Source organism: Saccharopolyspora gloriosae, from assembly GCF_022828475.1.
Lineage (GTDB): Bacteria > Actinomycetota > Actinomycetes > Mycobacteriales > Pseudonocardiaceae > Saccharopolyspora_C > Saccharopolyspora_C gloriosae_A.
On record NZ_CP059557.1, the window covers coordinates 5593851 to 5609016 of the forward strand.

The window sequence follows — 15166 nt, forward strand, 5'->3', positions numbered from 1 at the left end:
TCCTCCTCATGGGACCCGGGTCAAAGCGTTGAGCGCGCGCAGTTCGGGCACGACGTCCACCACGTCCGGCAGCGCCGCGCACCGCCGCCGGACGGCGGACACCACCTCGGGTGCGCCGAGCAGGTCGCCGAGGATGCGACCGCGATCGGCTGCGGTGAACGGGTGGTACGCCGCGTCGCCGACCGGATTCGGCCGCTCCGCCACGACATCGGCGTCCGCTGTGGTCACGACGAGCCGGACCGGTCGTTCACCGGGCAGCCGGGCGTCCAGGTCCGCCGTCGCCCGCACGGTGACGCGGCGGGCCAGCTCGATCGTGGCGGGATCGGTGAGCGCCTCGGCGGAGAACTCGGCGGGACCGACCCGGCCGCGCAGCAACGCGGTCGCCACGACGTACGGCAGGGAGAACCGCGCGGCCAGCGCCGTCGGCCAGCTGGTCCGGTCGAGCCCGGCGCCGAGCGAGTGGATCTCGACGAGGACTTCCCCGGGAACGCGGCCGACCCGCTCCCGCAGGGACAGTGCGGCGTCGATCGCGGCGTGCGTGAACGAGCACGAGGAGTGCTGCTTGAAATAGCCGTCGAGGATTTCCCAGCGCTCGCCCGGGTTTTCGCGCAGCACCACCGGATCGAGCGTGCCGAGCAGGTCGCCGAGCGCATCCGCGGCGACACCCGTGCGGTACCCGCTCCCGGAGGCGGCGAGCCGGGCCGCGACCAGCCCGGACTGGTTGGCCGCGCCGACCCAGGCGTCCCGGACCGGGTTGCCGTCCAGCGCCGCGGAGAACGGACCGGCGACGGGGAGGCCACCGCCCGCGTCGATCGCGACAGCGGTCTCCTCGGGTCCCAGACCGAGCAGGCGCGCGCAACCGGCCGCGGCTCCGGTGACGCCCCAGTTGCCGTGCGGATGGGTGCCGGGCCGGAGCCGGGTGGCCCGGCCGAACCGGGCGGCGACCTCGTAGGCGGCGAGCAACGCGCAGCACAACTCGGCACCGCTCGCGCCTCGCCGCGCGGCCAGCGCCAGCACGGCGGGGAACCCGTGCGCGGCCGGATGTCCAGCGGCGAGCCGGTGGCCGTCGTCGAGTTCGAGGCGCACCGAAGCGATCGCGTTCAGCCAAGCGGCGGCGTCCACCGCGACGGTGCGGCCCGTCCCGAACAGCGGCGACGGCCCGTCCGGTGCGTCCCAGGCGGTGACCAGCGCGCGCTGCGCGGGTTCCCGCGAGCCGAGCGCGGTGACCGCGACGGCGTCGGTGAGCACGGTCAGCAGCCGTTCCCGGACCTCGGCCGGAACGTCCGGCCAGCGCAGCCCGGACGCCCACCGGCCGAGCTCGCCGACGGCCGCTCGGACGGCGTCGGCGCCGCTCATGCCGGCTCGCTCACCGGAGAGCCCACCGCCGCCGGGGCCGGCTCGCGGGGAACGAGCAGCATCAGCAGCGCGCCCGCCACCGCCAGTCCGGCCATCACGACGAAACCGCTGGTGAAGCTGCCGGTGCCTGCCACGATGAAACCCATCACCGACGGGGCGACGATGCCGGAGGACGCGAAAGCGGCGTCGGCGAAACCCGCGGCGCTCCCCGGCTGATCCGGGGCCGCGTCGATCGAGGCGACCCACCAGATCCCGCCGGTGACGAACCCGAAGCCGACACCGAGCGAGATCGAGATCAGCGCGACGGTGAGCGTCGGTGCGATCGCGAGCGGAACGAGCGAGCAACCGGCCAGCAACAGCGCCACGCCCATCACCGCGAACCGGGTGCGGATGCGCGGGCTGCGCCGGTACACCCGGTCGACGACGACTCCACCGACCAGCGCGCCGACGATGCCGCAGGCCCAAGGCGCGATCGAGAACGCGCCGGCCTGCTTGACGCTGAGCCCGTAGGCGGTCGACAGGAACGAGGGCAACCAGTACATGAAGCCCCAGAACATGAATCCCCAAGCGAAGTAGCCACCGGCGACCACCCACAAGTTCCGGTTGGTCAGCAGCGGCCGCCACCGGACCCGGGAACGGCCTTCGCCCGAATCGGGCTCCTGCCCCGCCGAGATCAGCGCCCGCTCGGCGTCGTTGACCCGCGAGGACTCCTCGGGCAGGTCGCGAAGCAACGCCGCGGCGAACAGCGCCCACACCACGCCGAACAGCGCCAGCGTCCAGAACATCCCGCGCCAGCCGAGGAGATCGGTCAGCCAGGTCAGCAGCGGACCGGAGATCAGCAGGCTGCCGGAGACCGCGACCCCGCCGCACAGCGCCAGCGCGACACCGCGCTCACCGATCGGCAGCCACCGGCTCACCGTGCGGGTCGCGGCCGGGAACGCGGGCGCCTCACCGATTCCCAGCAGCAACCGGATGACCAGCAGGCCCGCGAACGAACCGGCTACCGGGATCAGGGCGGTGGTGACGGAGAACAGGGCGATCGCCGTGAGCAGCACCCGGCGCGTCCCGAACCGGTCCACCAGCGGTCCGGACAGGAACGCCGCGACCATGTATCCGATGGAGAAGACGGAACTGATGATCCCGTACTGCGCGGTGGTGATCCCGAAGGCCTCCTCCAGCGGCTCCACCGCGTAGGAGACCGCGCTGCGGTCGATGTAGTTGATGGCGATGAGGCTGATCACCAGCCCCAGCGTCACGAAGCGAAACCGTGTGCGCATGGTCGTTTTCCTCGATTCCGGTGGGGAATCGTTCGTTCCGTTCGAACGGAGCGGACGAGACGTCGTTGTCTGTCGGAGTTCGAGCCGCGTTATTTGTCCACTGTGGACGTTTCGAGTGCGGACTGGACGCCGGCCATCACGTCGGCGACCGCGCGGTCGTCGCGCAGGTCCCATACCGCGGTGACGACGTCCGCCGCCCGGTCCGGTCCCATCGCGCGGGCGGCGTTGCCGGTGAACTTCGCCGCCAGTTCGTCGGCGGACAGCGGTCGCTGCGGGCCGCCGCGGTTCTCCGTGATCCGCTCGGTCACCGACTCTCCGCCGGCGAGTTCGGCGGTGAGGACTGCGGGGAATTGGCGGGGGAACCCGGCGGTGGCCTGCTCGTCGGCGACGACGCGGACTCGTCCGGCCAGCTCCAGCCGCCGGGGGTCGGCCGCGGCGGCGTCGGTGAAGTCCTCGTGGAACACGCCGAGCCCGCCGCCGCCCAGCAGCGCCGCGGCCACCGTGTAGGGGCCGGAGAACGCCGCGTGATACCCGGAGCGCGGCCGCCGCTTCTCCTCGGCGGGTTCGGCGATCGTGCGCAGCACCGGCGCGGGAACGCCGAGCACGAGCTCCCGGACCCGCTCGGCCGTCACGCCCCGTTCCCGCAGCCGCAGGGCGGCGTCGATGCCCGCGTGGGTGAAGTGGTTGCAGGGGTAGGGCTTGAAGAACACGCCGGGCGTTTCCCACTGCTCGCCGAGTCCGTCGGTGACCCGCTCCGGGTGGGTCCGCTCACCGCAGAACGCGCGCAGGAAGCCGAACCTGCCCTCGATCACCGTCGGCGGGCCGGTGAGGCCGTGCCGCGCCAGGTCGGCGGCGGACACTCCGGCGTGCGCGGCCCAGCCGCAGTGCACCCGCTTGATGGTGCCGCCGGTGCGGTTGGCCTCGATCACCCCGGCGCCCATGCTCGCGGCGATGCCGACCGCGGAGGCGAGCTCCGCCGCTCCGAGCCCTTCGACCATGCCCGAGGCGACGGCTGCGCCGATCGCCCCGCAGATCGCCGTGGCGTGCTGCCCGTGCTCGAAGAACACCGAGTTCCCGAGCTCCTCGTCGTAACCCGCCATCCCGAGGCGGCAGGTGACCTCGATCCCCATCGCGGTCGCGGCCAGCAGGCGACGGCCGCCCGCCCCGGTGCGTTCCGCCGTCGCGAGCGCCGCCGGGACGACCGCGGCCGACGGGTGCAGCACCGACGGCAGGTGGGTGTCGTCGAAGTCGAGGCTGTGCGCCAACGTTCCGTTGACCAGCGCGGCCGACGGCGCGGGCACCCGGTCCGGCAGCCCGATCGCGGTCGCCGCGGGATTCCCGCCCCACTCGGCTGCCACTGCTCCGGTGATCCGCGCGGGCTCCTCGCGGGTGGCCGCGAGCGAGTTCCCGAGCACGTCGACGATGCGGCGGACCACGTCGTCGGCCAGCCGGTCGTCGACGCCGTCGGCCGCCAGCCGGGCGCCGACCTCCCCGATCCGCTGCGCGGGAGTGGTCACGGCTGCACCACCGCCAGGGGGCGCACCGGGGCGCCGGTGCCACCGACGATCCGCAACGGGGCGAAGACCGCGAGGAACTCGCCCAGCCCGGCCTCGGCGGCGTCCTCCAAGGCGAGGTGTTCGACGATGTGAATGCCGTGCTCCACCAGCAGCACCCGGTGCACCGGCAGCACCCGGTGTCCGGCGCCCGCCGGGATCCGCTCGTAGGCGGTGGTGTCGGCGCCGGTGGCGACGATCCCCCGCTCGGCCAGCCACTGGGCGCCGTCGACGGTCACGCCGGGCACGCCGGAGTCCTTGCCGACGTAGGCGGCCGGATCGCCGAACAGCATCCCCCAGCCGGTCCGCACGACGGCGATGTCGCCCGGTCCGGGCTCGGCGCCCGCCCGCCGCGCGGCTCGTGCCAGGTCGTCCGCGGTCACGCCGTGGCCGGGTTCCAGGACGTCGACGCCGTGCAGCGCGGCGATGTCGAGGAACACGCCGCGGGTCACCATCGGCGGGATCGTCTCCGCGCCGTGCACGGTGTGCTTGCCACCGCGCTGGGCTTCGGCGGCGTCGGCGCCGCCGTGCAGCCGACCCTCGTGGCTGACGTGGGCGAGCGCGTCGACGTGCGTGCCGGTGTGCCCGCCGGTGACGATCACCTCGTTGGACGCCGACCCGCCGTCCGGGCGGACCGCGTCGCCGTGGCGGCGTTCCAGGGTCATCCGGAAACCGGGATGGTTCGGCGATCCCGCCATCCCCGTGTAGAGCGGGTGGCCGAGTTCGATGATCCGGCTCCCGGCCCGCACGGCGTCGAGCAGTCCGTTGGTGGCGCTCACGGATTCTCCTTCCCGGCCGTCGCACGGGCCGGTTCGTGGTGGTCTGGTGCGTGCCGGTCCAGCGCGTCGGCGAGCTCGACGATCCAGCGGGCGCCCGCGACCACGGCCGGATCGACGAAGCGCCCGGCGGCGTCGACCCAGGCGGCGTCGCCCGCGGTGTCCACCGAGGCGAGCAGGGTGCGCGCCCGCTCGACTTCGCCGGGATCCGGGGTGAAGGCCTCGTGCACCGGATCGAGCTGCCGGGGGTGGATCACCGACCGGCCGAAGAAACCCGCGTCGCGCAGGGCGGCGCTGTCGGCGGCGAGCCCGGCGGTGTCGGACAGGTCGGTCCAGACGCTGGCGACCGGGCTGGGCAACCCGGCGGCCCGGTTCGCGGTGACGATCCGGGCTCGCGCCCAGCCGAGCTCGGTGCGGTCGCGGACCCGCAGGTCGGCGGCAAGGTCGGTCTCGCCGGGGGAGATTCCGGCGACCAGCGGGTGGCTCTCGGCGAGGTCGAAGGCCCGCCGCAGCCCCAGTGCGCTCTCCACGAGCAGGTGCAGCGGGAGCCCGGTCCGTTCCGCGAGGCCGGCGACCGCGGCCGGGTCCTCCGCCTTCGGCACCCGCAGCCCGGCGATGCCGGTCCCGGCGAGGGCCGCCGCGTCGTCGTCGGCCCACGGGGTGCGGGCGCCGTTGATCCGCACCCAGATCCGGCCGGACCGGGCGGCCCAGGCCGCCGCGGCTTCGCGGGCGCGCTCCTTCTCCGCGGGCGGGACCGCGTCCTCCAGGTCCAGGACGACGGCGTCGGCCACCCCGCCGAGGGCCTTCGCGACCAGGTCTTCGCGGTGGGCGGGAACGTAGAGCCAGCTCCGCGCCCACCCGAGCGCGCTCACACGACCCCCTGTTCGCGCAGCCGGTCCAGCTCGCCGGAGTCGATGCCGAGCGCGCCGAGGACCTCCGCGGTGTGCGCGCCGAGCCGCGGGCCGGTGGTGCGGACCGAGCCGGGCGTCTCCGACAGCCGGAACGGGGTGTTCTGGAAGCGGACCGGGCCGAGCTCCTCGTCGTCGATCGTCACGATGCTGCCGAGGGCGTTGAAGTGCGGGTCGGCGAGCACGTCGGCCGCGGTGTAGATCGGGGCGACCGCCGCCTGCGCCTCCTCGAAGGCGGCGACGACCTCGTCCCGGTCGCGGGCGGCGATCCACGAGCCGACGGCCGCGTCCAGCTCCTCCACGTGCTCGGCCCGGCTGGCGCCGTTGGCGAACCACGGCTCGTCGATCAGCTCCGGTGCCCCGACCAGCCGCATCACCCGCTCGGCGATCGACTGGGCGCTGGTGGAGACCGCGACCCAACGCCCGTCGGCGCAGCGGTAGGTGTTGCGCGGGGCGTTGTTCGACGACCGGTTCCCGGTGCGCGGCTGCAGCACGCCGAGCTGGTCGTAGGCGATCAGGCCCGGGCCGAGCAGGTGCAGCAGCGGCTCGATGATCGCGGTGTCGAGCACCTGGCCGCGCCCGGTGCTCTCCCGCGCCCGCAGCGCGGTGAGGATGCCGAACGCGGTGGTCAGCGCGGCGACGCCGTCGGCGAGACCGAACGGCGGCAGGGTCGGCGGGCCGTCGGGCTCACCGGTCATGGCGGCGAACCCGCTCATGGCCTCGGCGAGCGTGCCGAAACCCGGCCGGGACGCGTACGGACCCTCCTGACCGAAGCCGGTCACCCGGGCCAGGACGAGTCGCGGGTTGCGCGCGGAGAGCTCCTCCCAGCCCAGCCCCCAGCGCTCCAGGGTGCCGGGGCGGAAGTTCTCGATCACCACGTCCGCGTCGGCCGCGAGGTCGAGGAACAGCTCCCGGCCGCGCGGCGTGGACAGCACCAGGGTGATCGCCCGCTTGTTGCGGGCCAGCATCTTCCACCAGAGCCCGACGCCGTCCTTCTGCGCGCCGTGCGTCCGCGCCGGATCGCCGCGCGGGTGCTCGATCTTGATGACGTCGGCGCCGTGGTCGCCCAGCAGCGTGGCCGCCAGCGGACCGGCGAACAAGGTGGAGGCGTCGAGGACTTTCAAGCCGTCCAACGCCGCGAGGTGGTCCTGGGTCATCGGGTCCCTCCGCTGGTGATGGGGCGGGCAGGCGCGACACCGCCGAGCCGGGCGGTGACCCGATCGGCGGTCTCGATCAGTTCGGGCGCCGTCGCCGCGACGAACTCGTCGGTGACCCGGAATCGGGGACCGCACACGGAGACCGCCCCGACGAGTCCGCCCGGACCGAACACCGGCACCGCGACCGATCCGGCGTCGCTCTGCCGTTCGCCTTCGGAGGCCGCGTAGCCGAGTTCGCGGATGCGGTCCAGTTCGAGCCGCAGCGCATCCGGGTCGGTGGGCGTGGACGGGGTGAGCGCGGCGAGCTCACCGGAGAGCAGCCGCTCCACCTCGTCAGGGCAGGAGTGGGCGAGCATGCACTTGCCGGACGATCCGGCGTGCAGCGGGAACCGGCGGCCGAGCTCGACCGACATGGTGATCTCGTGGGTGCCGACGACCTGGTCCAGGTAGACGCGGCCGCCGTGCACCTTCGCGCTGATCGTGACGGTCTCGTGCAACCGGTCGCGCAGTTCGGCGAGGAACGGCAGCGCGGCCGTGCGCAGATCGGACTCGCGCAGCGCGCGGCTGCCGAGCGCCGCCGCGGCAGGCCCCAGCCGGTACTCCCGGCTCGACGGGTCGTAGGCGATCAGCCCGCGCGCCGTGAGCGACTGCAGGATCCGGTGCACCACGGCCTTGGAGAGGTCGAGCTCCCGGGACACCCGGCTCACCCCGAGCGTGGGCGGGCCGTCGGTGAACAGCAGCAGCACGTCCGCCACCCGCTCGGTCGCTCCGGTGCCCCCGGTCATCTCCGCCACGTCGTCCCCTTCGATCCACCCCGTACCGCTTACCGGAACGACATTGAGCGGTCACGCCTCGGAATGTCAAGAAGTTTCGTACTGCTTCTTGCATAGCTCCAGGCAAGGTGCTCTTATCGAAAAGTCAGCCGCGCCTGATCTTGTTTCGCTCAGCGGAACATTTGATGCGCTGGCAGTGAGGAGAAGCGATGACGATCGATGTTGATCTCGTGGTCGCCGGAGCGGGCGGCGGGCTGATCGCCGCGATCCGCGGGGCGCAGCTGGGGCTCGACGTGCTGGTGGTCGACTCCGACGCCGACTTCCGCCGGGGCAACAACACCTCGATGTCCACCGCGATGATTCCGGCCCCCGGATCGCGCTTCCAGGCCGCGGCGGGCATCACCGACTCACCACGGCTGTTCCTGGGCGACGTCGCAAGCAAGACCGGCGGCACCGCCGACCCGCGCATCGCCTCGGCGCTGGCGCACGCGGGCGCGGAGCTCGTCGAGTGGCTGGCCGAGGACGTCGGGCTGCCGATCGAACTGCCGACCGACTTCACCTACCCCGGCCACTCCGTGCCGCGGGTGCACAGCCTCCCCGGACGGCACGGATCGGCGCTGCTGGACCGGCTTCTCGACGCCGTCGACCGCAGCGACCGCATCGACCTCCTGGTCCCGGCCAGGCTGATCGGCGTCGAACCGGGACGCGACGGACCGATCGCCGTGCTGGAGAACCCCGCCGGGGAACGCGAGGAGATCACCGCCCGCGCGGTGCTGCTGGCGACCAACGGCTACGGCGCCGACCCCGGGCTGGTCGCCGACCACCTCCCCGAAATCGCGGGCGTGCACTACCACGGCGGCGAGCACTCGCGCGGCGACGCGCTGCGGATCGGCCGGGCGCTCGGTGCCGCCACCGGATTCCTCGACGCCTACCAGGGTCACGCCGCCCTGTCCGCGTCCGCCCGCACCCTGGTGACCTGGACGGCGGTGATGCACGGCGCCGCCGTCGTCGACCGCACCGGAACCCGGTTCGGCGACGAGACGGCCGGTTACTCCGAATACGCGGCGGTGCTCGCGGGCCGCCCGGGCGGGCACGGCTGGATGATCTTCGACGAGCGGATCGACCGGGCGTGCCGCGCCTTCGGCGACTACCAGGACGTGCTCGCCGCGGGCGCCGTGCGGAGCGCGGACACCCTCGCGGAGCTCGCCGGGCGGCTCGGAATCCCGGTAGGGCCGCTGGAAGCGGAGATCAGCGAGCTGCACGCCGTCGCCGCCGGAACCCGGGCCGACCGATTCGGCCGCGACTCGGCCACCGAGCTGCACCCGCCGTTTCACGCCGTCGAGATCGTCCCTGCGCTGTTCCACACCCAGGGCGGGTTGCTCGTCGACGAGCACGCCCGCGTCCTCGACACCGCCGGGGAGCCGCTGCCCGGCCTGTACGCCGCCGGAGGCGCCGCCGCCGGAATCTCCGGCCACGGCGCGGCCGGCTACCTGGCGGGCAACGGCCTGCTGCCCGCGCTGGGACTCGCCTACCTGGCCGCCGGGCACCTCGCCCGGACCGCCCACGACCTCACCTCGGAAGGTGCCTGATGACCCCACCTGACCTGATCGTCCGCGACGTCCGCGTCGTCCGTCCCGGCGGCGGCGAGCCGTTCCGCGCCGACATCGCGGTCGCCGACGGCGTCGTCTCCGAGGTCGGCCCCGATCTGGCGGTGCCGGAGGGCACCGAGGTGCACGAAGGTCGCGGCCTGCTCGCCTTCCCCGGTGTCGTCGACGCCCACCAGCACTGGGGCATCTACAACCCGCTGTCGGACGACACCGCCAGCGAGAGCCGGGCGTGCGCCCAGGGCGGGGTGACGACCTCGCTCACCTACATGCGGACCGGCCAGTACTACCTCAACCGGGGCGGCCCGTACGCCGAGGTGTTCCCGGAGGTCCTCGCTTCCTCGGAAGGCCGCTCGTACGTGGACTACGCCTTCCACCTCGCGCCGATGCAGTCCTCGCACATCAACGAGATCCCGGCGCTGGTCCGGGAGCACGGCGTCACCTCGTTCAAGATCTTCATGTTCTACGGGAGCCACGGGCTGCACGGGCGCTCCACCGACCAGAGCGACTTCCTGATGATCCCCGAGGGCGAGCGCTACGACATCGCGCACTTCGAGTTCGTCATGCGCGGCATCCAGGCCGCCCGCGAGGCCAACCCGGAGATCGCCGACCAGATCTCGCTGTCGCTGCACTGCGAGACCGCGGAGATCATGACCGCCTACACCCGCCTCGTCGAAGAGGAGGGCGCGCTGTCCGGCCTGGAGGCCTACAGCGCCGCACGCCCGCCGCACTCGGAGGGGCTGGCGGTGACCATCGCCTCCTACCTCGCCCACGAGACGGGGCTGCCGACCATCAACCTGCTGCACCTGTCGTCGGCGAAGGCGATGGAGGCCGCGATGGTGATGGCGAAGGCGTTCCCGCACGTGGACTTCCGCCGGGAGGTGACGATCGGGCACCTGCTGGCCGACGTGACGACCGCCGACGGCGTCGGCGGCAAGGTCAACCCGCCGCTGCGGCCCCGCGCCGACGTCGAAGCGCTCTGGGAGCACCTGCTCGCCGGGGACGTCAGCTGGGTCGTGTCCGATCACGCCTGTTGCAAGGAGGAGAAGAAGTTCGGCGACGACCCCGCCGACGTGTTCGCGGCGAAGTCCGGATTCGGCGGGACCGAATACCTCCTGCCCGGACTCGTCGGCGAGGGGCGCAAGCGCGGGTTGCCGATGTCCAGCGTCGCCGAACTCCTGTCGACGAACCCGGCCCGGCGCCTCGGCCTGCCGACGAAGGGCGACATCGCGCCCGGGTTCGACGCCGACATCGCCCTGGTCGACCCCGGCCGGTCGTTCGTCGTGGACCCCGGCGCCTCGGAGTCCACCCAGCAGTACTCGCCCTTGCGCGGGATGGAGATCGGCTCCACCGTCGAGACCACGTTCCTGCGCGGCCGCCGGATCTTCGACGACGGTGCGGTCCGCGGCGAGCCATCGGGGCGTTACCTGCACCGCCCGACCGGCCGCTGAGGAAGATCGGCACGGCGGCTTGCTCGCCTGCGGGATTTCTCCGATATCGCTCTGCGCAGCGAGATCGTCGTCGCGGGGAAGCCGCCGGTGCCGCCTCAGTGGTCGCCGCTCAGCGCCGATGACACAGCGCACGAACCTCGCGACTCCCGGCGGCCGGTGGGAGCTCGTCCTGGTTTCGCTGTTCCGTTTCACGTGAACCCGATGGAAGCGACGTGTCGGACACGTCCGTTGGGGGCGGTTCGCCGGGGCGTGACGTACGGCACTTCTCGACATGTGCGCTGGTGGGCGTGACGTGATGCCGAAAATCCGTGGTTCGCCGTCGGTGGGGTGCCCCATGCTGGGTGCGGGGCGGAGACCGGTGGTGCGCGAGTAGTGCGCAGGGGGCACCACGGATGAGCAGAGTCGGAGACAGCGTTGCGACGTCTTGAGTACAAGTGGCTGGTCGGGATCACGTTCGTGCTGGGTCTGATCATGCAGATCCTCGACATGACCGTGCTCAACGTGGCCCTCGCGACGCTCGGCAGGGAATTCCAGGTCGGCGAGGGCACCCTGCAGTGGGTCCTGACCGGCTACATGATCAGCCTCGCGGTGTTCGTGCCCTCCTCCGGCTGGATCGCGGACCGCTTCGGCAGCAAACGCACCTTCCAGCTGGCCGTCGTCCTGTTCACGCTGGCCTCCGTGCTGTGCGGGCTCGCCACGGAGATGTGGATGCTCATCGGAGCCCGGATCCTGCAGGGCGTCGGCGGCGGCATGCTCGTGCCCGTCGGCCAGGCCATGTTGTTCCGCGCGTTCCCCGCGAACGAACGCGCGAAGGCCTCCGCGGTGCTGTCCATCCCGATCACCATCGCCCCCACGCTCGGACCGCTGCTCGGCGGAGTGCTGGTGGAATTCGCGAGCTGGCGGTGGATCTTCTTCATCAACGTGCCCGTCGGCGCCGTGGCGCTGCTGTTCACCGTGCTGTTCCTGAAGGAGGAGCAGCGGGAGCGCCCCGGCCGGTTCGACCTGCCCGGTTTTGTGCTCGCCGGAGCGGGGCTGGCGATGCTGCTGGTCTCGCTCGACCAGGGCGCGCAGCTCGGCTGGGGACGGCCGTCGGTGTGGGGCATGCTGATCGCCGCGGCGGTGCTCATCGGCGGGCTCGTCGTGCGCGAACTGCGGACGGCGGAACCGATGCTCGACCTGCGGCTGCTCGGCGACCGGCTGTTCGGCACCGGCAACGCGCTGCTCGTGTGCTCCACCGGGGCGATCTTCGGGACGCTGTTCCTGCTGCCGTTGTTCCTGCAGAACCTGCACGGGTACTCGCCGTTCGAGTCCGGGCTGGTGCTGATGCCGCAGGCGCTGAGCATGCTCGCCGCGACCCAGGTCGTCAGCCGCATCTACGGCCGGATCGGGCCGCGGCCGTTGCTGCTGATCGGCTTCTCCGTGCTCATCTCGGTGGGCCTGGCGCTGCAGCTGCTGAGCACCACGACGCCGCTGTGGTTCCTGGTCGCGCTGCTGATGTGGCTCGGGTTGGGCATGGGGTTGCTGATGACGCCGTTGCAGACAGCCGCGTTCGCCCGGATCTCGGGGCCTGCGATGGGGCAGGCGAGCTCCCTGTTCAACGCCAGCAGGCAGGTGGCGACCGCGCTCGGTACCGCGGTGTGCGCCACGATCCTGGTCGCGCTCACCGAGATCTACTCGTCCACGGTGGACGTCACCGCCCCCGGAGCGGCCGACCAGGTGCAGATGGCCGCCTACCGAGGGGCGTTCCTCGCCTCGATCGGATTCGGCCTGCTCGGCCTGCTGCTGTCGCTGCGAGTGCGCAACGCGGATGCCGCCGCGACGCTGGACGACCGGCGGAAACCTCGTGTGCGGGCGGAGAAACGCGGCGGTGACCGCTCGGACACGACGACCGTGAGATAGGTCAAGGTATCCCCACAACGGTCCGAGCCGGTGCACTATTTGAAGGGTGACCGAATTGCCGCACGCCGACCAGGTCCGCAACCACGCCCGCTGGCGTCCGGGATGGCATTCCGGCCGCACCAGCTACGCATGGGTGTTGCCGTTCGCCGACCAGCCCGGACTACGCCAGCTGGTCAACCAGTACCAGTACGCACTGCGCGACCTGCCCGGGTTCGACCTGGTTCCGCTGGAATGGATGCACATCCTGGTGCAAGAAGTCGGGTTCACCGACGAAGTCCCGCAGGACCGGATCGACTCGCTGGTCGACGCCGCCCGCAAACGCCTCGCCGGGATCAACCCGCTATCGCTGGCGTTCCACCGTGCCGTGGTGCTGCCCGAGTCGCTGTCGCTGCCCGCCGAACCGCAGACCACGCTGCTGGAACTGCGCGCCGGGCTGCGGGCCGCGACCGCCGACGCGCTCGGGGAGGACCAGGTGCCCGCGGAGCCGGAGGAGGTCGACCGGCACATCAGCCTCGCGTTCTCCACCACCGAGGGTCCCGCGATCTTCGCGGTGGCCACGCTCGGCGGCACCGACGTCGACCCGACGACGGCGAAGAAATCCGAGGTGTCGCTGGTCCGCCTGAACCGGGATCACTCCTGTTCAGAATGGGAGACGATCGCGCAGGTTCCGTTGGGCTGAGCGTCTTCTCAGCTGAGCCGGTCCTCCGAACGGGTACCTTCGAAAGTGTGGACGCTGCCGCGGACACGCCGAGCCGGGATCTGTTCGGAGGGACCATGTCGGGCGCACTCATCTTGATCATCGTCGCGGCCGTCGTCCTGGTGGGCGCGCTGTGGTGGTCCCGCCGCCAAACCCTGGACCGGGCGCGCAAGGAGCTCGACGACTCGCGGGCCGAGGCACGCCGCTGGGTGGAACGGCTCGGTGGCCAGGTGCTCAACATCGACGGCACCGACGAGGCGTCGAAGCAGGCCATGGCCGACGCCGCCGAGCGGCACAACGCGGCCGTCTCCCAGCTCGACCAGGCGACGTCCGCGGAGCAGTGCAAGCTGACCACGCAGACGGCGATGGAAGGCCTCTACTACGTGCGCGCCGCGCGCACCGCGATGGGCCTGGACCCGGGGCCGGAGCTGCCGGACCTCAGCCACGGTGCGGGCAAGGTCACCGAGCACCGCGAGGTCGAGGTGGAGGGCAGGCAGCAGGTCGCCTCCCCGTCGCCGAGCGATCAGACGCCGCACTACTACCCCGGCGGGCGCGTCGCGGGCCGCCCGGTCCCCGAAGGCTGGTACAGCGAGCCGTGGTGGAAGCCCGCGCTGGTCGCCGGAGCCTGGGGCGCGGGTTCGTTCCTGCTGATGAGCGCCATGTTCAGTGGCATGCCCGGCGTTTCGGAAGCCGCCTACGCCGACGGCTTCCAAGACGGCCAAGGCGACTTCGGCGGCGGTGATCCCGGTGACCCGGGCGACGACTTCGGCGACCCCGGCGATTCCGGCGGCGACTTCGGCGACTTCGACTTCGACCTGGGCGACTTCGGCTTCTGACCCGCATCAGGTGAACGTCCCCTTCGACCAGTAGGACCGGTCCAAGAAGGCATCGACCTCAGCGGGACGCGGATGTGGCCTGGCAGGCCGGGCACCAGTAGAGGTTGCGGCCGGAGAGGTCGGCGATGGCGATGGACGTGCCGCAGACGAGGCACGGGGCGCCGGCTCGGCGGTACACGTAAACCTCGCCGCCGTGCCGATCCTGTCGAGGCTCCCGCCCCATGGCCGCCGGTTCGTGTTCGGGGCGCACCGTGTCGATGCGGCCCACGCGGACGCCGTCGGCCATCAGCTCGACCAGGTCCTGCCAGATGAGCTTCCACTGCTCGCAGCTCAGCTCCCGGCCCGGCGTGCAGGGCGGAATGCCGTGCCGGAACAGGACTTCCGCGCGGTACACGTTGCCCGCTCCGGCGAGGATCTTCTGGTCCAGCAGCAGCGCGGCGATGGACGTGCGGGACCGCGAGATCCGCGCCCACGCCCGCTCCGGTTCGGCGTCCTCGCGCAGCGGATCCGGGCCGAGCCGCTCCCGCAACGCGGTGACCTCGTCGAGGGTGAGCAGTTCGCAGGCCGTCGGGCCGCGCAGGTCGGTGCCGCCGTCCGGGCCGATGAGGCGCATCCGAACCTGCCCGCGCGGTTCCTCGGGCGGCAGCGGAAATTCGGTGAACGTCCCGTACAGCCCGAGGTGCACGTGCACGACTTCGGGACCGTAGAAGTGAAAGAGGTGCTTGCCGTGCGCCTCGGCCCGCTCGAACCTGGCACCGTCCACACGGGACGCACCGGCGGCGAAACGCCCTTGCGGACTGGACACGCGGACGCGGCGTCCGCCGAAGCGGGAATCGTGCACACCGGCCAGCCGATGCAGCGTATGACCTTCCGGCATCG

General features: G+C 72.3%; 13 protein-coding genes. 5 read left to right on the forward strand and 8 right to left on the reverse strand.

Annotated elements, in window-relative coordinates; genetic code table 11:
- Positions 1-6: 6 nt before the first annotated feature.
- The 7 genes from H2Q94_RS24450 to H2Q94_RS24480 all read right to left on the reverse strand — a co-directional run bounded on the left by H2Q94_RS24450 (position 7) and on the right by H2Q94_RS24480 (position 7812).
- Positions 7-1356 (reverse strand): MmgE/PrpD family protein, encoded by a 1350-nt coding sequence (locus H2Q94_RS24450; protein ID WP_243789512.1) that lies wholly within the window; start codon positions 1354-1356, stop codon positions 7-9.
- Entirely contained in the window at positions 1353-2633 is a 1281-nt protein-coding gene (locus H2Q94_RS24455) for an MFS transporter (RefSeq protein ID WP_243789513.1), read from the reverse strand. The genes H2Q94_RS24450 and H2Q94_RS24455 overlap by 4 nt, the downstream gene beginning before the upstream one ends.
- Before the next feature lie 89 nt (positions 2634-2722).
- Positions 2723-4150 (reverse strand): MmgE/PrpD family protein, encoded by a 1428-nt coding sequence (locus H2Q94_RS24460; RefSeq protein WP_243789514.1) that lies wholly within the window; start codon positions 4148-4150, stop codon positions 2723-2725.
- A complete protein-coding gene (locus H2Q94_RS24465; RefSeq protein WP_243789515.1) occupies positions 4147-4965 on the reverse strand; it encodes a cyclase family protein in 819 nt (272 codons plus the stop codon). The genes H2Q94_RS24460 and H2Q94_RS24465 overlap by 4 nt, the downstream gene beginning before the upstream one ends.
- On the reverse strand, positions 4962-5834 hold the full coding sequence (locus H2Q94_RS24470) for an HpcH/HpaI aldolase/citrate lyase family protein (RefSeq protein ID WP_243789516.1): 873 nt from the start codon (positions 5832-5834) through the stop codon (positions 4962-4964). Before H2Q94_RS24470 ends, H2Q94_RS24465 begins: the two co-directional genes overlap by 4 nt.
- A complete protein-coding gene (locus H2Q94_RS24475; RefSeq protein ID WP_243789517.1) occupies positions 5831-7027 on the reverse strand; it encodes a CaiB/BaiF CoA transferase family protein in 1197 nt (398 codons plus the stop codon). Before H2Q94_RS24475 ends, H2Q94_RS24470 begins: the two co-directional genes overlap by 4 nt.
- Positions 7024-7812, reverse strand: coding sequence for an IclR family transcriptional regulator (locus H2Q94_RS24480; RefSeq protein WP_243795894.1), 789 nt, complete (start codon positions 7810-7812; stop codon positions 7024-7026). The genes H2Q94_RS24475 and H2Q94_RS24480 overlap by 4 nt, the downstream gene beginning before the upstream one ends.
- A 197-nt stretch (positions 7813-8009) precedes the next feature.
- Between H2Q94_RS24480 and H2Q94_RS24485 the strand changes: the two genes are divergently transcribed.
- The 5 genes from H2Q94_RS24485 to H2Q94_RS24505 all read left to right on the forward strand — a co-directional run bounded on the left by H2Q94_RS24485 (position 8010) and on the right by H2Q94_RS24505 (position 14287).
- The gene (locus H2Q94_RS24485; RefSeq protein ID WP_243789518.1) at positions 8010-9389 is read left to right on the forward strand and encodes an FAD-dependent oxidoreductase; all 1380 of its coding nucleotides are present in this window, start codon (positions 8010-8012) and stop codon (positions 9387-9389) included.
- Positions 9389-10855, forward strand: coding sequence for a dihydroorotase (locus H2Q94_RS24490; protein WP_243789519.1), 1467 nt, complete (start codon positions 9389-9391; stop codon positions 10853-10855). Before H2Q94_RS24485 ends, H2Q94_RS24490 begins: the two co-directional genes overlap by 1 nt.
- Positions 10856-11269: 414 nt before the next feature.
- Positions 11270-12754 carry an MDR family MFS transporter gene (locus tag H2Q94_RS24495; RefSeq protein ID WP_243789520.1) on the forward strand — a complete coding sequence of 495 codons (1485 nt, stop codon included), beginning with the start codon at positions 11270-11272 and terminating at the stop codon, positions 12752-12754.
- 46 nt (positions 12755-12800) lie between these two features.
- Complete coding sequence (locus H2Q94_RS24500) at positions 12801-13433, forward strand: 2'-5' RNA ligase family protein (protein WP_243789521.1); 633 nt, start codon at positions 12801-12803, stop codon at positions 13431-13433.
- A gap of 95 nt (positions 13434-13528) precedes the next feature.
- Positions 13529-14287, forward strand: coding sequence for a hypothetical protein (locus tag H2Q94_RS24505; protein ID WP_243789522.1), 759 nt, complete (start codon positions 13529-13531; stop codon positions 14285-14287).
- 58 nt (positions 14288-14345) lie between these two features.
- On the opposite strand, the gene H2Q94_RS24510 is transcribed toward H2Q94_RS24505, so the two are convergent.
- Positions 14346-15164, reverse strand: coding sequence for an Fpg/Nei family DNA glycosylase (locus H2Q94_RS24510; protein ID WP_243789523.1), 819 nt, complete (start codon positions 15162-15164; stop codon positions 14346-14348).
- Positions 15165-15166 lie beyond the last annotated feature (2 nt).